At 71.0% G+C, this 20,544-nt stretch carries 16 protein-coding genes; 11 read left to right on the plus strand and 5 right to left on the minus strand.

Translation table 11 applies throughout. The features are described from left to right. Nucleotides 1-66 precede the first annotated feature (66 nt). Nucleotides 67-1,785 (plus strand): RNA polymerase sigma factor, encoded by a 1,719-nt coding sequence (locus tag ACOZ38_RS10435; protein WP_424529964.1) that lies wholly within the window; start codon nt 67-69, stop codon nt 1,783-1,785. 132 nt (nt 1,786-1,917) lie between these two features. Further along, complete coding sequence (locus tag ACOZ38_RS10440; protein WP_405145793.1) at nt 1,918-2,892, plus strand: hypothetical protein; 975 nt, start codon at nt 1,918-1,920, stop codon at nt 2,890-2,892. On the opposite strand, the gene yaaA is transcribed toward ACOZ38_RS10440, so the two are convergent. Next, a complete protein-coding gene (gene yaaA, locus ACOZ38_RS10445) occupies nt 2,879-3,643 on the minus strand; it encodes a peroxide stress protein YaaA (protein WP_424529965.1) in 765 nt (254 codons plus the stop codon). The genes ACOZ38_RS10440 and yaaA overlap by 14 nt on opposite strands. A gap of 85 nt (nt 3,644-3,728) precedes the next feature. On the opposite strand from yaaA, the gene ACOZ38_RS10450 reads away from it, so the two are divergent. Further along, nucleotides 3,729-4,454, plus strand: coding sequence for a GNAT family N-acetyltransferase (locus tag ACOZ38_RS10450; protein ID WP_424529966.1), 726 nt, complete (start codon nt 3,729-3,731; stop codon nt 4,452-4,454). Nucleotides 4,455-4,674: 220 nt separating this feature from the next. Here the strand turns inward: ACOZ38_RS10450 and ACOZ38_RS10455 are convergent, their stop codons facing one another. Next, the gene (locus tag ACOZ38_RS10455) at nt 4,675-4,902 is read right to left on the minus strand and encodes a DUF7455 domain-containing protein (RefSeq protein ID WP_405145798.1); all 228 of its coding nucleotides are present in this window, start codon (nt 4,900-4,902) and stop codon (nt 4,675-4,677) included. Between the two features lie 244 nt (nt 4,903-5,146). Here ACOZ38_RS10455 and ACOZ38_RS10460 point away from each other — a divergent pair, with 244 nt between their 5' ends. Next, a complete protein-coding gene (locus ACOZ38_RS10460; RefSeq protein ID WP_424529968.1) occupies nt 5,147-7,219 on the plus strand; it encodes a DNA gyrase/topoisomerase IV subunit B in 2,073 nt (690 codons plus the stop codon). A 94-nt stretch (nt 7,220-7,313) separates the two neighbouring features. Here ACOZ38_RS10460 and ACOZ38_RS10465 read toward each other — a convergent pair whose 3' ends face one another. Next, nucleotides 7,314-7,814, minus strand: a complete 501-nt coding sequence (locus ACOZ38_RS10465; RefSeq protein WP_424529970.1) for a beta-class carbonic anhydrase — start codon at nt 7,812-7,814, stop codon at nt 7,314-7,316. Between the two features lie 146 nt (nt 7,815-7,960). Here ACOZ38_RS10465 and ACOZ38_RS10470 point away from each other — a divergent pair, with 146 nt between their 5' ends. Beyond that, the gene (locus tag ACOZ38_RS10470) at nt 7,961-8,284 is read left to right on the plus strand and encodes a hypothetical protein (RefSeq protein ID WP_424529972.1); all 324 of its coding nucleotides are present in this window, start codon (nt 7,961-7,963) and stop codon (nt 8,282-8,284) included. A 188-nt stretch (nt 8,285-8,472) separates the two neighbouring features. Next, nucleotides 8,473-8,844 carry a VOC family protein gene (locus ACOZ38_RS10475; protein WP_424529974.1) on the plus strand — a complete coding sequence of 124 codons (372 nt, stop codon included), beginning with the start codon at nt 8,473-8,475 and terminating at the stop codon, nt 8,842-8,844. An 88-nt stretch (nt 8,845-8,932) separates the two neighbouring features. On the opposite strand, the gene ACOZ38_RS10480 is transcribed toward ACOZ38_RS10475, so the two are convergent. Further along, entirely contained in the window at nt 8,933-11,464 is a 2,532-nt protein-coding gene (locus ACOZ38_RS10480) for a DNA gyrase/topoisomerase IV subunit A (RefSeq protein ID WP_424529976.1), read from the minus strand. Between the two features lie 195 nt (nt 11,465-11,659). Here ACOZ38_RS10480 and ACOZ38_RS10485 point away from each other — a divergent pair, with 195 nt between their 5' ends. Both ACOZ38_RS10485 and ACOZ38_RS10490 read left to right on the plus strand, forming a co-directional pair. After that, a complete protein-coding gene (locus tag ACOZ38_RS10485) occupies nt 11,660-12,478 on the plus strand; it encodes a TauD/TfdA dioxygenase family protein (RefSeq protein WP_424529978.1) in 819 nt (272 codons plus the stop codon). A 114-nt stretch (nt 12,479-12,592) separates the two neighbouring features. Then, nucleotides 12,593-14,884, plus strand: a complete 2,292-nt coding sequence (locus ACOZ38_RS10490) for a DEAD/DEAH box helicase (protein ID WP_424529980.1) — start codon at nt 12,593-12,595, stop codon at nt 14,882-14,884. Nucleotides 14,885-15,049: 165 nt separating this feature from the next. On the opposite strand, the gene ACOZ38_RS10495 is transcribed toward ACOZ38_RS10490, so the two are convergent. After that, a complete protein-coding gene (locus ACOZ38_RS10495; protein ID WP_424529982.1) occupies nt 15,050-15,943 on the minus strand; it encodes a carbohydrate kinase family protein in 894 nt (297 codons plus the stop codon). 147 nt (nt 15,944-16,090) lie between these two features. Here ACOZ38_RS10495 and ACOZ38_RS10500 point away from each other — a divergent pair, with 147 nt between their 5' ends. The 3 genes from ACOZ38_RS10500 (at nt 16,091) to ACOZ38_RS10510 (ending at nt 20,544) form a co-directional block, all read left to right on the plus strand. Continuing rightward, a complete protein-coding gene (locus ACOZ38_RS10500) occupies nt 16,091-18,775 on the plus strand; it encodes a GNAT family N-acetyltransferase (protein WP_424529983.1) in 2,685 nt (894 codons plus the stop codon). 169 nt (nt 18,776-18,944) lie between these two features. Beyond that, nucleotides 18,945-19,535, plus strand: a complete 591-nt coding sequence (locus ACOZ38_RS10505) for a DUF5998 family protein (RefSeq protein ID WP_358558689.1) — start codon at nt 18,945-18,947, stop codon at nt 19,533-19,535. Between the two features lie 199 nt (nt 19,536-19,734). Beyond that, the gene (locus tag ACOZ38_RS10510; protein ID WP_424529985.1) at nt 19,735-20,544 is read left to right on the plus strand and encodes a sulfurtransferase; all 810 of its coding nucleotides are present in this window, start codon (nt 19,735-19,737) and stop codon (nt 20,542-20,544) included.

Consider the following 20,544-nt stretch of genomic DNA (forward strand, 5'->3'; position numbering starts at 1 on the left):
AAGAAGCAAGCGCCCCTAGCGGGCACCTGGGTCCATTCTCACCATGCGTTCGTTCGAGAGGTGTTCGTGTCGCCTGCAAGTTCGACTCGCTCGAAGCCATCTGAGCTGAACGAGCCCGTCATTCAGCGGCTCATCGAGCGTGGGCGCTCGCAGGGTTTCCTCGAGTCTGAGGATGTCCGCAAGGCCTTCGAGGAGGCGGACATCCCGATGTCGCACGCCGCTGGGTTCCTTCGGAACCTCAGCAAGGAGGGTGTGACCGTCGTGGTGACCGCCGCGGACTCGGCGGCGCCCAAGAAATCTCGTGGCCCGGCCAAGCGTCGCACCGCCGCCCCCGTGAAGAAGACCAAGACCGCCACCGCGGCGGCCAAGGAGCAGCCCGATACCGTCACGGCCGTGGTGAGCGGTGCCGGGGGCGAGGCCGCGGCGCCGGCTGACAAGCCGGTCGCCAAGAAGCCGGTGGCCAAGAAGGCCGCGCCGGTGAAGAAGGCCGCACCAGCCCCTGACGCTCCCGCCAAGGTCGCAACCCCTGCCGCCCTCGCCAAGAAGGCCAAGCCGGAGGTCGCCGTGCCCGCGTCGCCATCGCCCAAGATCGAAACAAAGCCCAAGGTCTCCTCCGAGGACGACGAGGACCTCGACATCGAGGGTGACCTCGAGCTCGAGGACTTCGACATCGACGTGGAGGTCGAGGCCGTGGCCGACACCGACACAGAGGTCGAGGCCGAGGCCGAGCCGGAGGTCGAGATCGAGGCGGAAGCCGAGGTCGAGGTCGAGGCCGAGCCCAAGCCCGGCGTCGAGGTCCAGAGCGACGACGAGGTCCTGATCCTCTCCGATGACGACGACGACGCCCCCGTGGCGCAGGTCGCCGCCGCCGGAGCCACCGCCGATCCGGTGAAGGACTACCTCAAGCAGATCGGCAAGGTCCCGCTGCTCAACGCCGAGCAGGAGGTCGAGCTGGCCAAGCGCATCGAGGCCGGCCTCTTCGCCGAGGAGCAGCTCGCGAACGACGGCGAGAGGCTTCCCGTCGACGTCCGCGCCGAGCTCGAGTGGATCGCCGAGGACGGCCGCCGCGCCAAGAACCACCTGCTGGAGGCCAACCTCCGCCTGGTGGTCTCGCTGGCCAAGCGCTACACCGGCCGCGGCATGCTCTTCCTGGACCTGATCCAGGAGGGCAACCTGGGCCTGATCCGGGCGGTCGAGAAGTTCGACTACACCAAGGGTTACAAGTTCTCCACCTACGCCACGTGGTGGATCCGCCAGGCGATCACCCGCGCCATGGCCGACCAGGCGCGGACCATCCGCATCCCCGTCCACATGGTCGAAGTGATCAACAAACTGGCCCGGGTCCAGCGGCAGATGCTGCAGGATCTCGGTCGCGAGCCGACTCCCGAGGAGCTGGCGCGCGAGCTCGACATGACCCCTGAGAAGGTCGTCGAGGTCCAGAAGTACGGCCGCGAGCCGATCTCCCTGCACACCCCCCTCGGTGAGGAGGGCGACAGCGAGTTCGGTGACCTGATCGAGGACTCCGAGGCCATCGTCCCGGCCGACGCGGTCAGCTTCACCCTGCTCCAGGAGCAGCTCCACTCCGTGCTCGACACGCTGTCGGAGCGCGAGGCGGGCGTGGTCTCCATGCGGTTCGGCCTCACCGACGGCCAGCCGAAGACCCTCGACGAGATCGGCAAGGTCTACGGGGTGACGCGCGAGCGCATCCGGCAGATCGAGTCCAAGACCATGTCGAAGCTCCGCCACCCGTCGCGCTCGCAGGTTCTGCGCGACTATCTCGACTGACGACCGATCGGCTCCCGCCCGGGCAGGGCGGGAGCCGTTCCGCGTCTTCGGTGCTTTGCGGACGCCGCCGTTAACCCAGCCGTAACGTCGCGGTAGCGGCACAAGTCTTGACGGCTTCTAGGCTCACCGCCCATGGGTGTGATCGAAGTGGATCGGGCGCGTGCTCGGGGGCCACGACTGATCGCAAGCCGTCCATGGGCCGACACCGTGCTCGACGACGCGGTGAACGCTCTGGGACGTGGATATCTCGAACCCGCCATTCCCGCGCTCGTCGCGACCCGGGGCGACCCCGAGGTTCGCGCGTTGCGGGTCGAGGCGCTGGCCAAGGCTGCCGTGGGCCTCGCGGGAGGCATCGAGGCCCTTCTGTCGCGAGATCGGGTCAACCCCGATCTGTGGCTGTGGCTCGGCCGCACCCGCGTCGAGGAGGCCTGGGAGATCAAGCCCGACGTACGGGCGCGGGCCGTGCAGGCCGACCGGATGCGCGTCTTCCACCAGGCGATGGAGGCGGCGCGGGGCCCGCTGCTGGCGGCCGCCCAGCTGATGCCGGCCGATCCGGCGCCCTGGGTCTCCCTTCTCTGGCTGGCGCTCGGCTTGGAGCGGCCGAGGGAGGAGAAGGACTCCATCTGGTCGGAGGCGTCGCGCCGCCACCGCACGCTGTTCGCCGCCAATGCCGCCCGGCTGGTCACCCTGTCCCCCGGATGGGGCGGCACGAGCCAGGAGATGTTCGACTTCGCCCGGGCCGCGGGCCGGCAGGCTCCCGACGGTGATCCCCTGGCGGCGCTGCTGCCCCTCGCCTACTTCGAGCACGTCGCCAACGAGCGGTCGGGGCGGTCACGCGCCTGGGTCTCGTACGAGGTGCAGCGGGAGATCACCTCGGCGGCGGGCCGGTGGCACGAGACCCGGGGCGGGAGGGCGCATCCGAGGGCCGTGGAGGCGCACAACGCCTTCGGCGCGGCCTTCTACCTGGCCGACATGCGGCGGCCGGCCCGAGGGCACCTCACGCGCACGGGCGGCAGGTTCAGCGTGCTGCCCTGGTCGCACCTGGGCGACCCGGCGAAGGAGTTCCACAAGGCGTGTTCACGCCTGAATGTGATCACGAACGGATAACGACGTCCAGGGTCCAGGGCCTGCCCTTCAGGGGCGGGGGGCCGAGCTCGGTGACGTGGCCGAGCCCTGCCAGGAGCTCGGCCAGCTCCTGCGGGCTTCGCGGGTCGGCGCCGCACTCCACCAGCGACCGCGCGACGGCGCCGCGCGTGGCCTTGGCCATGTGGCTCACCACCGAGCGGGCGCCGGCGGTCTCCCTCAGCACCCGCACCGTCGTGGCGCGCGACCCCGGCTGCCAGGCCTGGGCGTACGTCGACGACCGCAGGTCGACCACCATCCCCGCCTCCGCGTCGAGTGCCTCCGACAGAGAGGAACGCCAGTGGGCCGCGAGGCCGCCCAGCGGCGGCAGCCGCACGCCCATGGACAGGCGGTAGGGCGGGACACGGTCGGAGAGCCGCAGCGCGCCCCACAACCCCGAGAACACGATCACCGAGCGCTGCGCGCGGCGACGCGCCCTCGCGTCCAGGGTGGCGAGCCCGAGGTTGTCGTAGAGCACGCCGGTGTAGAGCCGTGAAGCGGGAAGGGTGGGGGCGGTGCGCAGCCGCAGGTTCCTGTCGAGCTCGCCGGCCTGACCTGGGGACAGGCCCAGCACCTCCAGCGCCTCCTCCCGCGGCCCCTGGACCAGGGCGGTGAGGGCGTCGAGGGCTTTCTCGCGCGCGGAGGTCAGGGCGGGGAAGCTCAGGGAGCCGAGATCCAGGGCGGCCCCCCTACTGCGGGCGGCCTTGCCCTCGGACGGAGGCAGGAGGATCAGCACGGACTCCGATCCTAGCCCCCCGCAGGTCAACGGGGTCCCGGCACCCTGCCGTCCCGGGCCGGGGCGGATCGGTTAGTCTGCGCCGATGAGCGGGGACAGCCTTGACCTTGACGATCTCGTGCACCGGGCCTGGCCGGCGCCCTACCAGGAAGCGCTGGACGGCTGGGTCCTGCGTCACGCCGACGGGGTGACCAAGCGCGCCAACTCGGTGCTTCCCTGGGCCACGCCGGACGATCTGGACAGGGCGGTCGACGCCGCCGAGAAGTTCTACGCCGAGCGGGGGCTGCCGTGCGTCTTCTCAATGGGCCCCCGCGCTGCGCCCGGTCTGGACGAGCTGCTGGCCGGGCGGGGATATCGCGCGGTCGACGAGACGGTCTGCATGGTCGCCTCCACGGCCGGGGAGCCCGCCGCTCATGATGTGGAGATCCTCGGCCGTCCCTCCGAGGCGTGGCTCGCCGTCTGGTGGGCGGTGGACGGGCGGTTAGGGCAGGACGGACTGGCCGCCGCGGGGCGGATCGTCCGAGGGGTGCCCGCGAGCTACGCCGCCGTCGGGCGCGACGGCGGGCCGGTCGCCGTCGGGCGCTCCGTGCTGCAGGGCGGCACGCTGGGGATCTACTGCATGGCCACGCTGCCCCACGCGCGGCGCCAGGGGCTGGGCCGAAGCGTGCTGCGGGCCCTGCTTGCCCACGGCCGGGCGCGAGGCGCCTCGAAGGCCTACCTCGTCGTGGTGGCGTCCAACCTCGCGGCCAGGGCCATGTACGCCTCGGAGGGCTTCACGCCGGCGGGTGGCTACCACTACCGCGTCCGGTGAAACCCCAAGGGGGCGGCGCATGGCCCGTGCCGTGGGAGGGCCGGCCCGGCCGGAAGACCGCGACACGGCGAGCCCCGAGACGGGGGAGGCACGGTCCGGCCTGGAAGACAGCGACGCGGCGAGCCCCGAGATGGTCGCCCAGGGGGACGCCATCCGAGATCGCCGCGTTCACTTATGTGGTTGTCGCTTGTTTATCGGGGTCAGAGCGGCGGGCGCATGCTCACCGTTCGCTGGCGTTCGATGTAGGGGTTTCGCTCAGGCGCGCCGACTCGTCCTGGATGTCGGCACCCTTGTCGCGCAGTGCCGCGATGTGCCGACGCCCGTGGTGAGCGCAGAACAGTAGCTCCCCGCCCACGGGGAGGGACGCGCGGATGTACGCCTGGGCGCCGCACCGGTCGCACCGGTCCACGGCGGTCAGCGGCTTGGTGGGGGCGAGAGCTCCAGTCACGTATCGCCTTTCGGGTCACCCCACTGACGTGGGGATTTGGCGTCAGTCACTTGGCTCAACATCTAACCCGATGCAGACGTTCCCAATCGCCTTCCGGATACGCCGAGAGCAGAATGTGTCGTTAAGTGACGTGAATCGAGGTCCGCCTGACGCAGAAGCCCTTGTTGATGGCACGCTTAGGCGCGGCGGAACATCAAGAAACGGTAGGCTACGCACACATGTTCGATGCTCAGTGGGAGTGGGAGTGACGGCAGTCAGCACGGAGGCGGGTTACACGGCCCGTCATCTGTCGGTGCTGGAGGGCCTGGAGGCCGTCCGTAAGCGCCCCGGAATGTACATCGGGTCCACTGACAGCCGCGGTCTCATGCACTGCCTCTGGGAGATCGTGGACAACGCCGTCGACGAGGCTCTCGCCGGCTTCTGCAAGCGCATCGAGGTCGAGCTGTTCCCCGACGGGTCCATCGAGGTCCGTGACGACGGCCGCGGCATCCCCGTCGACGTCGAGCCCAAGAGCGGCCTCGTGGGCGTCGAGCTCGTCTTCACCAAGCTCCACGCCGGCGGCAAGTTCGGTGGCGGGTCCTACGGCGCCTCCGGCGGCCTGCACGGCGTCGGCGCCTCCGTGGTCAACGCCCTGTCCGCCCGGCTCGACGTCGAGGTCGACCTTGGCGGGCGCATCCACGAGATGAGCTTCCGTCGCGGCGTGCCCGGCGTCTTCGAGGGCGACGGCCCCACCGCCAAGTTCAAGAAGAAGTCCGGCCTGCGCGACGGCGGCGCCCTCGCCAAGAAGATCACCGGCACGCGCGTGCGCTGGTGGGTCGACAGCCAGATCTTCCTGCGCGAGGCCGAGGTCTCGCTCGACGAGATCCACGTCCGCGCGCGGCAGACCGCCTTCCTGGTCCCCGGGCTCACGATCGCGGTGCGCGACAGCCGGGGCGAGGAGCCCGCCGAGGAGGAGTTCCGCTTCGACGGCGGCATCTCCGAGTTCACCGAGTTCCTGGCCCGCGACGAGTCCGTCTGCGACGTCATGCGGCTGCAGGGCGTCGGCCACTTCCACGAGACCGTCCCCGTGCTCGACGAGCAGGGCCACATGACCTCCACCGAGGTCGAGCGCGAGCTCACCGTCGACGTCGCCGTCCGCTGGGGCAAGGGCTACGAGACCACCGTGCGCTCGTTCGTCAACGTGATCGCCACGCCCAAGGGCGGCACCCACGTCAGCGGCTTCGAGCGCGCCCTGCATCGCACGATCAACGAGCAGCTCAGGGAGACCCGCCTGCTCAAGAACGGCGACGACCCGGTCACCAAGGAGGACATCCTTGAGGGCCTCACCGCCGTTGTCACGGTCCGGGTGCCCGAGCCGCAGTTCGAGGGGCAGACCAAGGAGGTCCTCGGCACCTCGGCGGCGAGCCGCATCGTGTCCCACGTGGTCACCCGCGAGCTGAAGGAGCTGTTCGCCAGCACCAAGCGCGCCCACAAGCTGCAGCTCCGCGCGGTCCTCGAGAAGATCGTCGCGGCGGCCAAGGCCCGCATCGCGGCCCGCGAGCACCGCGACAACCAGCGCCGCAAGAGCGCCCTTGAGAACTCCGCGCTGCCCGCCAAGCTGGTCGACTGCCGCAGCGACGCCGTCGACCGCAGCGAGCTGTTCATCGTCGAGGGCGACTCCGCGCTCGGCACCGCCCGCGCGGCCCGCGACTCGGAGTTCCAGGCCCTGCTGCCGATCCGCGGCAAGATCCTGAACGTCCAGAAGGCCTCGGTCGCCGACATGCTCAAGAACGCCGAGTGCGCCGCGATCATCCAGGTGATCGGCGCCGGCTCCGGCCGAGGGTTCGACATCGAGGCCGCGCGCTACGGCAAGGTCATCCTGATGGCCGACGCCGACGTCGACGGCGCCCACATCCGCTGCCTGCTGCTGACGCTCTTCCACCGCTACATGAAGCCCATGGTCGAGGCGGGGCGCGTGTTCGCCGCCGTGCCTCCCCTGCACCGCATCGAGGTCACCAACCCGGGCAGGGGCAAGGACAAGTACATCTACACCTACTCCGACGCCGAGCTGCACAGGGTGCTGCGCGACCTCGAACGCCGGGGCAAGCGCTGGAAGGATCCCATCCAGCGTTACAAGGGCCTCGGCGAGATGGACGCCGACCAGCTCGCGGAGACCACCATGGAGCCGCGCCACCGCACGCTCCGCCGGGTCCGCATCGAGGACGTCGAGGCCGCTGAGCAGATCTTCGCGCTTCTCATGGGCAGCGACGTCGCTCCCCGGCGCGAGTTCATCGTCGGCAGCGCCGCCGAGGTCGACCGCGACCACATCGACGCCTGAGGCGCGACAGAACGATCGCGTGACCCGGTCCTTGGGATCGGGTCACGCGATCGTGGTCTCCAGGCTGTGGGCCGTCACAGCTCCGTCTCGGGGGTCACAGCGCGACGGGCATCAGCTTGCCCGTGTGGACGTCGTACACCGCACCTCCGATGGCCAGGCGCTCCGGCAGGTACGGGTAGGTGCGGATCCTGATCAGGTCGCGCCGCAGTGCCGCGTCCTGGTCGGGCACCGTGTGGAACTCCAGGCTGCGCGTGTCGACACCGTGCTCCCTGCTGATCAGCTCGTGGACATCCTCGTCGGTCGACTTGGCCATCCGGCAGTCGGTGTGCGGCATGACCAGGACACGCTCGACGCCGAGGAGGTAAACCGCCAGGACGAGCGTGCGCAGCACGTCGGGGGTGACCCGGGCGCCCGCGTTGCGCAGGATCTTCGCGTCTCCCGCCGCGAGGCCTAGCAGGCCCAGCGGGTCGATGCGCGAGTCCATGCAGGTGACCACGGCGAGGCCGCGCAGCGCGTGGCCGCTCAGGTTCGAGCCCTGGAAGGTTTGGGCGTATTCCTCATTGGCGGCCAGCAGATCGTCGAATGCTTCCGTCATGATGCCAATGTTCCCGGATGCCGTTTTTGGCAATACCCCCGGGGGTGTCCGGAAGCGGCTTCGCAAAGATCCCCCGATCGCTCGTCACTTTCGGTGATGATGGGTCAACGATACGTGCAAGATCTTTGGGGAGGCTCGCTGTGGGGATGACCGATTCGCTCGCCGGATATCTGCGCGCCCGGGCCAGGTGGCGGCTCGACCGGGTCCAGCGCAAGGACGGCGGCTGGAACGCCCGCTGCGCGCTCGCGCTCCTGGACGCCGCCGCCTACGCGCAGACGCTTCCGGAGGACGACCCGCTGGTCGTCGCGCTGGAAGAGGCCGGATGCTTCGGCCCGCACGGGTTCGGCGACTTCGAGCCGGGAGAGGCGGCGGCCAAGCTGATCGACTTCTGGCAGGACGGCGAGCCGTGGGAGCTGCTGACGGCCATCGCGCCCGTGGCCAGGGGAGACGCCGTCCCCTCACGCCAGTAGCCGGCGTACGGGCTCGGCGCCGGCGTGTCACCGTCCGTAGCGGTTTGGGGCGCCGCGCCTGGGATACGGGGGCGAAGTGGTCGTGCCTCCTGGCACGTCCGAACAGCCACTTAACCGGTTTCAGCCTCCAAACACCGCTGTACCCTGGTGGGCGGTGTCGCCGGCGAAGATCAGCAGAGGAAGTGATCATGAGCGAGATCGCGCGCATGCGTGCTGTGGTGCTCGACTGCCCGGACCCCAAGGCTCTGGCCGAGTTCTACGCCGCCGTGGTCGGCTGGAAGATCCTCTACCGGGATGACGCGTGGGTGAGCCTGAGCGACGGCGGCGAGATCAGGCTGTCGTTCCAGCGGGCGGACGGCTATCAGCCGCCGGACTGGCCCTCGTCCGACCATCCGCAGCAGCTCCACCTCGACCTGACGGTGGACGACCGCGAGAAGGCCGAGGCCGAGGTGCTGGCGCTAGGCGCCGTCAAGCACCTGCACCAGCCGGGGGAGGCCGGGGACTTCACGGTCTTCCTGGACCCCGCCGGCCATCCCTTCTGCCTCTGCGACGCCGACTAGGCTCCTCGTTTGGTCGCCGGAGCCCGATGAAACGGCTCCGGCGACCCACGTGGTGCTCCCGCCGGCCCGGCCTGCGGGAGTCGCCGGCTCAGAAGAGCTGCTCGCCCGGGTCGGCCGCCGGCACGCCTTCCTGGTCCTCCGGGTGCCCGTCCGCTTCGCCCGCGCCGGGGCCGCTGCCGAGCGCCCCGCCGATCGCGGCGATCGCCGAGGCCATGCGGAGACCGGACCCGTCCCTGCGGCCCAGCTCGGACGGCAGCTCGACGGGCTTGCCCGTGGAGGACACCGCCTTGATCGGAGCCGGGCCCGCCCAGGCGAGGATGAGCACGTCCTCACCCTTGAGGAAGCGCTGGGCCCGCACGCCGCCCGTCGCCCTGCCCTTGGGCGGGAACTCCGCGTAGTCCGACACCTTGCCGCCCCCGGCCTCCGTGCCGGGTAGCGCGGTGGCGGAGCCGGCGATCGTCACGACGCGGGCCTCGCGGGCGGGGTCCACGACACCGAACCAGACGACCTTCGCGCCGTCGTCGAGGCGGATGCCGGCCATGCCGCCGGCCGGGCGGCCCTGCGGCCGTACGGACGAGGCGGGGAAGCGCAGGAGCTGGGCATCGGAGCTGATGAACACCAGGTCGTGGTCGTCGGAGGTGAGCTCCACGGCCCCGACCACGCTGTCGCCCGGCTTGAGGCCGATGACCTCGAAGTCGTTGCGGTTCGCGGGATACTCGGGAACGACGCGCTTGACCATGCCCTGGGCGGTGCCGAGCGCGAGACCGGGCCCCTCCGGGTCGAGGGATCCGAGGCCCACGACCAGCTCGCCGGGGTTCAGCGTGACGTACTCGCTGACCGGGTGGCCGCCCGACAGGGACGGCGGGCTGGCCAGAGGCGGCAGGGTCGGCAGGTCGACCACGGAGACCCTGATCAGGCGCCCGGCCGACGTCACCACGCCGACCTCGCCCCGCACCGTCGACCGCACGACCGAGACCAGCACGTCGTGGGCCGAGCGTTCCTCCCCGGCGCCGAGCGGCGAGTCGTCGCCCGTGCGGGCGAGAAGGCCGGTCGAGGAGAGCAGCACCAGGCAGGGGTCGTCGGCGACCTCCAGCGGGATCGCGCCGGGCGTGGTGACGGCTCCGGCCTCCAGCAGGACGGTGCGGCGCGGCGTGCCGTACGTCTTGGCGACCTCGGCCAGCTCGGCCGAGACGACCCTGCGCAGGCGGTCCTCCGACGAGAGGATCGCGGTCAGCTCGGCGATCTCCTCCTGGAGGATCTGCCGCTCGCGGTCGAGCTCGAGCTTGTCGTACCTGGTGAGGCGGCGCAGCGGCGTGTCGAGGATGTAGTTGGACTGGATCTCCGACAGGTCGAAGACCTCCATGAGCCGGCTGCGTGCCTCGGCGGAGTCGTCGGAGGAGCGGATGACCTGGATGACCTCGTCGATGTTGAGGAGGGCGACGATGAGGCCGTCGACCAGGTGGAGGCGCTCCTCACGCCTGCGTCGCCGGTAGGTGGAGCGGCGGCGCACGACCTCGATGCGGTGGTCCACGAAGACGCGGAGCAGTTCCCTGAGACCGAGGGTGCGGGGCTGGCCGTCGACCAGCGCCACGTTGTTGATCCCGAAGGTCTCCTCCATCGGGGTCATGCGGTAGAGCTCGGCGAGCACGGCCTCGGGGTGGAAGCCGTTCTTGATCTCGATGACCAGGCGCAGGCCCTTGTGCCGGTCGGTGAGATCCTTCAGATCGGAGATGCCGGAGAGCTTCTTGGAGGTCACCAGCTCCTTGATCTTGGTGATGACCCGCTCGGGGCCGACGTTGAAGGGCAGCTCGGTGACGATGATGCCCTTGCGGCGCGGGGTGACCTGGTCGATCGTCGCCTTGGCGCGCATGCGGAAGGTGCCGCGGCCGGTCTCGTAGGCGTCCCTGACACCGGCCAGCCCGATGATCGAGCCACCGGTCGGCAGGTCGGGCCCGGGCACGAAGCGCATGAGCTCGTCGAGCGACGCGCCCGGGTTCTTGATGAGGTGGCGGGCCGCGGCGATGACCTCGACGAGGTTGTGCGGCGCCATGTTGGTCGCCATGCCGACCGCGATGCCCGCGGCGCCGTTCACGAGGAGGTTTGGGAAGGCGCTGGGCAGGACCGTGGGCTCGGTCTCCTGGCCGTCGTAGTTGGGCTTGAAGTCGACGGTCTCCTCGTCGATCGACTGCACCATCAGCATGGACGCCGGGTCGAGGCGCGCCTCGGTGTAGCGCATCGCCGCGGGCTGGTCGTCGGGCGAGCCGAAGTTGCCGTGGCCGTCGACCAGCGGGAGCCGCATCGAGAACGGCTGCGCCATGCGCACCAGGGCGTCGTAGATCGCGGTGTCACCGTGCGGGTGGAGCTTGCCCATCACGTCACCGACGACCCGTGAGGACTTGACGTGCCCCCGGTCTGGCCGCAGGCCCATCTCGCTCATCGAGTAGAGGATGCGGCGCTGGACCGGCTTCAGTCCGTCGCGGGCGTCGGGGAGCGCGCGCTGGTAGATCACGGAGTACGCGTACTCCAGATAGCTGGTGCGCATCTCGGTCGAAACGTCGATGTCGACGATCCGCTCCTCGAAGTCCTCGTCTGGCGGGGGTGTGGTAGTCCGTCGGGCCATATCGAACATTGTGCCGAAGGTGCAACGTGCTCCGCGACTCGACGGCCTCCCGAGCCCGTACGGCCTGCGTGGGTGACCGCTCTCGCGGCCGGTGCCACTCCCGTGCACAGCGGCGGAACAGCCCGGTGACTTGACCAAGCGGTTGCTTGCTTAGATGCTGAGGGAGGGCGACGAAGAGGGAGGAATCCAGGAGACATGATCGAGTTCAGGCCCATGACCAGGAACATCGGCGCCGAGGTCACCGGGGTCGATCTGCGCAAGCCGTTGTCGGAGGACGAGGTCCACGCCATCAGGCAGGGCTGGCTGGAGCACCTGGTGCTCTTCTTCAGGGACCAGCCCATCGACGACGAGGAGCACGCACGGTTCGCGCTGCGGTTCGGCAGGCTCAACATCCCTGCGTTCAACAAGGACCAGTCCAGTCCCATCCACCGCCTCGACCAGGTCGACCCCAAGGGCGAGGGAGGCGACGAGTGGCACAGTGACAACACCTTCGAGCCCGAGCCGCCCATGGGCTCCCTGCTGCGTTGCGTCCAGTTGCCCTCGGTGGGCGGCGACACGATGTGGGCCAACACGTGCATGGCGTACGAGACGCTGTCCCCGCCGATCCAGCGGCTCTGCGACGAGCTGACCGCCGTGCACGACATCACGAACTCCATGAGGAAGGCCATATCCAAGGGGCACGACTACGATCTGGCCGCCATGCAGGCGAAGTGGCCTCCGTACGAGCGGCCCGTCGTGCGCGTCCACCCGGAGACCGGCAGGAAATCGCTGTTCGTGAACCGCGCGTCGACCACCCGCCTGGTCGGGCTGTCGGACCGGGAGAACGAGGCGCTCCTGCCGTACCTCGTCGACCACATCCGCTCCCCGGAGTTCCAGGTGCGCCTGAACTGGCGGCCGGGCACGCTGGCCTTCTGGGACAACCGCAGCACCCAGCACTACGCGGTGGCGGACTACACCGAACGTCGCGTCATGCACCGCGTCACCATCGCCGCCTTCGACGAGCACAGGAACTGATCCTGGGGAAAAATGCGGACGAGAACCGGCCGAACCCGCTCTAATCGACCATCGGTTGTCCACAGCGGGGCCTTGACGGCCTGAAACGTCGCCGCGACCTGGTACCAAGGAGCCATGGTTGACGAGAGCGGTCTGCGGGCCGAGGCGGAGCAGCGGCTGCGAGCCCTCGCGGGGGAGCACGCCAGGCTCAGAGACGACCAGTGGTCCGCGATCCGGGCGCTGGTCGTCGACCGGCGGCGCGCGCTCGTCGTGCAGCGCACCGGGTGGGGCAAGTCCGCGGTCTACTTCATCGCCACCGCGCTCCTGAGGGCCCGCGGAGCGGGGCCCACGGTGATCGTCTCGCCACTGCTCGCCCTCATGCGCAACCAGATCTCCGCCGCCGACCGCGCCGGGGTCCACGCCGCCACGATCAACTCCGCCAACGTCGACGAGTGGGATCTCATCCACGCCGAGGTCGAGCGCGGCGAGGTCGACGTGCTGCTGGTCAGCCCAGAGCGGCTCAACAACCCCGACTTCCGCGACCTGGTGCTGCCGAAGCTCGCGGCGAGCGCCGGCCTGGTCGTGGTCGACGAGGCCCACTGCATCTCCGACTGGGGTCACGACTTCCGGCCCGACTACCGCCGCCTGCGCACCCTGCTGGCCGATCTCCCTCCGGGCGTGCCGGTCCTCGCGACCACGGCCACGGCCAACGCGCGCGTCACCCGCGACGTCGCCGAGCAACTCGCCGGGCTCACCGACGACAGGCCCGCCACCGCTCCCCATGAAGACTCGCCCCGCGAGACCTCACCCAACGGTGGCGCCGCCAACGGCAGAGCGGTCGGCGGTGGTGCGGGCAGCTCGGGGCCCTCCGATGAAAGGGCCGGCGAGGGCGGTGATGCCGCTGATACCCGTGATGCTCATGATGCCGATGGTGCTGATGATGCCCATGGTGCTGGGGACACCGATGGCACGCTGGTGCTGCGAGGGCCTCTTGAGCGCGACAGCCTCCACCTGAGCGTCGTCCGACTGGCGACCGCCGAGCAGCGGCTGGCCTGGCTCGCCGAGACGCTGCGCGAGCTGCCCGGCTCCGGCATCATCTACACCCTCACTGTGGCCGCCACCCAGGAGATCGCCGCCTACCTGCGCGACCAGGGGCACGAGGTGGCCGCCTACTCCGGGCAGACCGACCCCGCGGAGCGGCTCGCCGCCGAGCAGGCCCTGCTCGGCAACCGGCTGAAGGCACTGGTCGCGACCTCCGCCCTCGGCATGGGCTTCGACAAGCCCGATCTCGGGTTCGTCATGCATGTCGGCGCTCCCGCGTCACCGGTGGCCTACTACCAGCAGGTCGGCCGGGCAGGGCGCGGCGTCGAGCGTGCCGAGGTGATCCTGCTTCCCGGGCCCGAAGACCGCGATATCTGGGCCTATTTCGCCTCGCTCGCCTTCCCCCCCGAGCCCGTGGTGCGGGCGACCCTCGCCACGCTGGCGGAGCACGGCACGATGTCCACTGCCGCGCTGGAGACCAGGGTCGACCTCAGCCGCAACCGGCTGGAGACCATGCTCAAGGTCCTCGACGTCGACGGCGCCGCCAAGCGGGTCAAGGGCGGCTGGCAGGCCACCGGCCGGCCCTGGGCGTACGACGCCGAGAGGTACGCGCGGGTCGCCGCCGAGCGCGCGGCCGAGCAGCAGGCCATGCTCGGCTACATCTCCACCGGCGAGTGCCGCGAGGAGTTCCTCAGGCGCCACCTCGACGACGACACGGCGAAGCCCTGCGGCCGCTGCGACAACTGCACCGGAGCTCACCGCTCGGTGGACATCGCGGCGGCGGCGGTCACGAGCGCCCGCGAGCGGCTTCACCGTCCCGGCGTCGAGGTCGAGCCCCGGCGCCAGTGGCCCACCGGCCTCAAGGAGCTCGGCCTCTCCGGCCGCATCCGTCCCGAGCTGGCGGCGGAGCCGGGCCGGGCTCTCGGGCGGCTCACCGACATCGGCTGGGGCAACGCCCTCAGGCGCCTGCTGGGGGAGCGGGCCGCCGACGGGCCGGTGCCCGACGAGATCTTCGACGCCGTGGTCATGGTGCTGAGCTCGTGGCGCTGGGCCGCGCGCCCGGTCTCCGTGGTCACCGTGCCGTCGACGACCCGGCCGGTGCTGATCACGACTCTGGGCGAGCGGCTGGCCGCCATCGGCAGGCTGAGCTACCTCGGCTCCCTGACCTACCGTCAGACCCCTGCGGGCCGCCAGCACAACAGCGCCCAGCGGGTGCGTGCCCTGCGGGCGACCCTCGCGCCGCCCGTCGCCGACGTCTCCGGCGGCCCGGTGCTGCTGGTCGACGACCGGGTCGACACCGGCTGGACGATGACCATGGGCGCGATGCTTCTACGCGAGGCGGGCGCTCCCGCCGTCCTGCCCTTGGCCCTGGCCACCACCAACTGACCAAGACCCCCCGCTCTGACGCAGGGAGCCGCCCCAGACCTCTCGGCCGTTCCATGTGAGAGGAAGGCCTCTCGGCCGTTCCGTATGAGAGGAAGGCCTCTCGGCCGTTCCGTATGAGAGGAAGGCCTCTCGGCCGTTCCAGGTCAGAGGAGTGGAGGGGAGCGGTCAGAGGCGGGGGCGGGCGCCGAGGTTGGCGATGGCCTTGGCGGCGAGGGCGTTGCCCGCGGCCAGCGCGTCGGCCGGCTGCTTGCCCTCCAGCCACGGCTGGAGGAAGCCCGCGGTGAAGGCGTCACCCGCGCCAGTGCCGTCGACCGTGCGCTCGATGTGGTCGGCAGGCGCGCGGACGGGCTCCGCCCGGTTGTTGGTGTACCAGAGAGCGCCCTCGGCACCCATCTTGATCACGACCTGGGGGAACCACGCGGTGAGCACCTTGGCGGCGGAGGCGGGGTCGTCACGACCCGTGAGCACCTTGGCCTGGGAGTCGTTGGCGAAGAGCAGCTTGGCGCTGTGGGTCCACTCGAGGAACGGCTCGGCGCCCGTGCGCTCGAGCGGCGCGGCGGAGGCGCAGTCGATCGAGATCGACATGCCCGCCCGGCGCGCGTGGTCGAGCGCCGCCAGGCCGGCGTCACGCGAGCCGTCGTTGAGCAGGGTGTACCCGGAGACGTGCAGGTGGCCGCCCTGGGCGAACAGGTCGCGAGGGAGGTCTTCCGGAGAGAGCGCGGCGTTGGCACCGGGGTCGGAGAGCAGCGTGCGCTCGCCCTTGTGCGTGACCAGTACGACACAGGTGCCGGTTGGTCGCTCGGGATCCATCACCAGGCGGGCGTCGACGCCGTATCCCATGAGCTCCATGTCACGGTTACGGCCCGTGATGTCGGCGCCTCGGCGGCCGACGAAGGCCACCTCCGCACCCTCGACGGCGAGCCAGGACGCGATGTTCGCCCCGGAGCCGCCACCATGCATGGTGACGACGGCCGGAGTGTCGCTTGCCCTGGCGAGAGGGTAGCGGGCGCGTGCGACCGCATCGGTCATCAGATCGCCCACCACGACAACCCGCGTCATGATGTCACCACCTTGTTGGCACTACAGGAGGCTGCTGACAGAAAACCTAACAGCTTCAAGCCGGGGCGTGGGGCATAGAGCGGACACCCGTGCACAGTCGATGCACAAGCGTTGCCCAACAATCCCGACACGAGGCCCCTTACCCTCATGAATGTGGAACCTCACTACCCCGCTCACTGGGAGGCCGACGTCGTCCTGGCCGACGGGGGTACCGCGCACCTGCGGCCCATCCGGCCGGAGGACGCCGACATGCTCCGCGCGTTCTACTCCCGGCTCTCCGACCAGTCGATCTACTTCCGTTTCTTCGGCCCGCGTCCCCGCCTCTCCGATCGCGAGGTGGCGTGGTTCACGACCGTCGACTACGTGAACCGGGTTGCCCTCATCGCGACCCTCGGCACCGAGATGGTGGCGGTCGTCCGCTTCGACCGGATGGACCAGCAGGACAGCGCCGAGGTGGCGTTCCTGGTGGAGGACGCGCACCAGGGCAGGGGAGTCGCCTCGGTGCTCATGGAGCACCTGCGCGCGGCGGCGCGGGAGCACGGCATCAAGCGCTTCATCGCCGACGTGCTGCCGTCCAACAGTCGCATGATGGCCTTCTTCCGCCAGGCCGGATACACCGCGCAGAGCCAGTTCGAGGACGGGGTCGTTCGCATGACCCTCGACCTCGCGACGACGGAGACCTCGCGCGAGGTCACGACGGCGAGGGAGCACCGGGCGGAGGCGCGCTCGATCGGGCGGCTGCTCACGCCCACCTCGGTGGTGGTCGTCGGCGCGGGCCGTGAGGCGGGCGGCATCGGGCAGACGGTGCTCCGCAACCTCCTCGGGGCCGACTTCAGCGGCCCGGTGTACCCGGTGCACAGGGAGATGAGGGCGGTGGCCGGCGTCCGCGCGTACAAGAGCGTCTCGGCCATCGACGGGGACGTGGACCTCGCCGTGGTGGCCGTGCCCGCCGATGCCGTGCTCGACGTCGTCGAGGAGTGCGCCGAGAAGGGCGTGAAGGGCCTGGTGGTGGTCTCGTCCGGTTTCGGGGAGACGGGACCCGAGGGACGGGCGCGCCAGGACGATCTGGTGCGCATCGCCCGCGCGTACGGCTTGCGCGTGGTCGGCCCCAACTGCCTGGGCATCGCCAACACCGACCCGGCCGTCCGCCTGAACGCCACCCTGGCCGCCCATCTGCCAGGACGGGGGCGCGTGGGCTTCTTCAGCCAGTCGGGCGCGCTCGGCACCGCGCTGCTCCAGCGGGTCGCCCAGCGCGGCATGGGCATCTCGACCTTCGTGTCCGCGGGCAACCGGGCGGACGTCTCGGGCAACGACCTCCTACAGTACTGGGAGGGGGACCCGGCGACCGACGTGATCCTCCTCTACCTGGAGTCCCTGGGAAACCCGCGCAAGTTCGCCCGGCTGGCCCGGCGCACGTCGCGCAAGAAGCCGATCGTCGTCGTCAAGAGCGGCGGAGTCACCCAGAGGGTGCCCGTGGGGCACGCCGCGCCCGTCCTCGGGCTGCCGGACACCGCGCTCAGCGCGCTGTTCGAGCAGGCGGGGGTGATCCGGGTGGACGACCTCACCCAGCTGTTCGACGTGGCCCAGCTCCTCGCCTACCAGCCCCTGCCCGCCGGTCCGAAGGTCGGGGTGGTCAGCAACTCCGACGCGCTGGCGCTGCTGGCGGTGGACGCCTGCGTGGCGGCCGGGCTGGAGCCGTGCCCGGCCGCCAACCTCGGGGCCCGGGCGGGTGCCAGGGAGTACCGCCAGGCGCTGGCGGACATGACCTGTGAGGTGGACGCCATCGTCGCGATCTACATGCCGCCCGTTCCCGGCAACGCCGCCGAGGTCGCCGCCGAGCTCGTACGGGTGGCGCGGGAGACCGGCAAGCCCGTCCTGGCGACCTTCGAGGGGCGCATGGGCATGCCTCCGGAGCTGCGCGTCCCGGGCGAGGACGGCGACCCGGGCAAGAGGTCCATCCCGTCCTACCCCGCCGCGGAGGAGGCCGTGCGAGCCCTCGCTCACGTGGTGAGATACGCCTCCTGGCGCGAGAGGCCGCACGGCACCTCCCCAGAGCTCGGCGGCGTGGACACCAAGGGCGCCAGGGCGGTCGTCGAGAAGGCGCTCGCGACCGCCGGAGCCGCGGAGCCGGACGGCGGCGGCTCAGGGGAGAGCCCGATGGCGGGTGGCCCCCTGGAGATCGACGCGGCGGAACTGCTGGCCAAGTACGGGCTGGAGGTGTGGCCGGCCGAGGTGGTGACCTCGCCGGACGAGGCCGTCGCGGCGGCCGGGCGCCTTGGCTGGCCCGTGGTCGTCAGGTCCGCCGATCCCGAGGTCGCGCACCGGGCGGGCACGGTGCGGCTCGGCCTGTCCGATCCGGGCGGGGTGCGCCGCGCGTACGACGACCTGGCGGCGCGGCTCGGCCCGGACGTGATGCTGTCGGTCCAGCGGATGGCCCCGCAGCCCGCCGTGCCGACCTTGGTGCGGGTGGTGGACGACCCGGACTTCGGGGCGGTGGTGTCGTTCGCGTTCGGGGAGGTGACCGCGCGGCTCCTCGGCGACGAGGCGTTCCGGCTCGCCCCGCTGACCGCCGAGGACGCGACGGCCCTCGTGCGGTCCGTACGTGCCGCCCCTCTGCTGTTCGGCGAGTACGGTTACCCGCCCGTTGCGGTGGAGGCGCTGGAGGACCTGCTGGTACGGGTCGGGCGGCTCGCCGACGAGCTTCCCGGGGTGGCGCTGGACCTCGACCCCATCCTGGTCGGGGAGTCAGGCGTGAGCGTGCTGGGTGCCAGAGCGGTGCTCCGCGACACCGTGGGCCCACGTCCCGACAGGGGCCCGAGGCGCCTGCGGTAACCCCGCGCGACGCCCCGTTGGGGCGGTTGTGACGTGAGACGTCGTGAGTGCCGCGACGGGCGATCGCCGTACGGGCCCGGGACCTCGTCGCCGCCCTTCTCCGCGCGAGGCCGCCAAGGTGGGCGGCCATGAGGTGAAACACCATGCCGAGACAGGGCAGGATGGACCCATGAGGGAAACCCGAGTCTCGGCCGCTGGTCTGCGCGAGGCTATCGAACGCAGCGGCTACTACCCCGATCTCGTGGCCGACGCGGCCGAGTCCGCGCTGGGCAAGGAGCAGGTCACGGCGTACGTCGTGCACCATGAAGCCACCTTCGATCCGGCCATGGAGGTGCGCAGGCACGTCACCGTGGTGGTCCTCTCACCCACCCGCCTGCTGGTGTGCCACACCGACGAGCACCCGCCCGCGGACGGCATGCCCACCTCACACGCCTCCACGACCACGGAGGCCGTGCGCCTCAGCCGCGTCCAGTCCGTGGCGGTCACCCGGGTGGTCCCCGATCCCGCGTCGTACGTGGCGGGCGTCCCCCCGACCGAGGTGACGCTCACGATCGGCTGGGGCGCGATCTCCCACGTCGACCTGGAGCCCGCCACCTGCGGAGACGAGAACTGCGAGGCCGATCACGGCTACACCGGCGCCATCACCGCCGACGACCTGTCGCTGCGCGTCAGCGAGGCCGCCGACGGTCCCGAGGCCGTGGGCAATGTCCTGGCCTTCGCCAAGGCGCTCTCGGAGGCGACGGCCCGCGCGGCGACCTGACCCCCTGGCCACCGGCCTGCCACGCCGAGCGGAGGCGCCCCGCGCGGGGCCTCCGCCCACGGTGGCGGGCGTGGACATCGGCGGGCACCAGAGCCGAGACTGGCCTCTACTCCAAGACGAAGCCGCATCCAGAAGACGAAGGAGGGAAGGGGCTTCCTCCCATGGCTGAAAAGGCACGGACGTCCGCCCCGTAATTCCCATGAGCCCGAGCCCCTTGATCGACCCCGGTGACCTCGGTGAGGCCACCATCCTCGACGTGCGGTGGCGCCTGGTCGGGACGCCCGGCATCGAGTCCTACCGCGAGGGACACCTGCCCGGCGCGGTGTTCTGCGATCTGGATGCCGACCTCGCCGCCCTGGCGGGGTCCGCGGGCCGTCATCCGCTGCCGGACGCCGGCGCCTTCCAGGAGGCCATGCGGCGGCTCGGCGTGTCCGGTTCACGTCCCGTCGTGGTCTACGACGAGGCCGACTCCACGTCGGCGGCCCGGGCCTGGTGGACGCTGCGCTACTTCGGGCATCCGGACGTGCGCGTGCTCGACGGCGGCTACCGCAGGTGGGCCGACGAGGGGTTTCCCGTGACCAAGGAGGAGCCCGTTCCCGAGCCGGGCGACTTCACGGCCCGCCCGGGCGGCATGCCCGTGCTGGACGCCGCGCGGGCGGCGGCGCTCGCGGACGACGGCGTGCTGCTGGACGCGCGTGCCGGCGAGCGCTACCGGGGCGAGGTCGAGCCGGTGGACCCGGTGGCCGGGCACATCCCCGGCGCGGTCAGCGCGCCGACCTCCGAGAACGTCGACGGGTCGGGGCGCTTCCATCCGGCCGAGTTCCTCAGGGAGCGGTTCATCTCCTTCGGGGTGCTCCCGGAGGTGCCGGTCGGGGCCTATTGCGGCTCCGGGGTCACCGCCGCCCACGAGGTGCTGGCGCTGGCGCTGGCGGGCGTCCCCGCGGCGCTCTACGTCGGTTCCTGGTCCAACTGGGTGAGCGACCCCTCCCGCCCCATCGCCAAAGGCTGA

This window comes from Sphaerisporangium viridialbum, assembly GCF_049674955.1.
In the GTDB taxonomy this organism is placed as follows: Bacteria; Actinomycetota; Actinomycetes; order Streptosporangiales; family Streptosporangiaceae; genus Sphaerisporangium; species Sphaerisporangium viridialbum.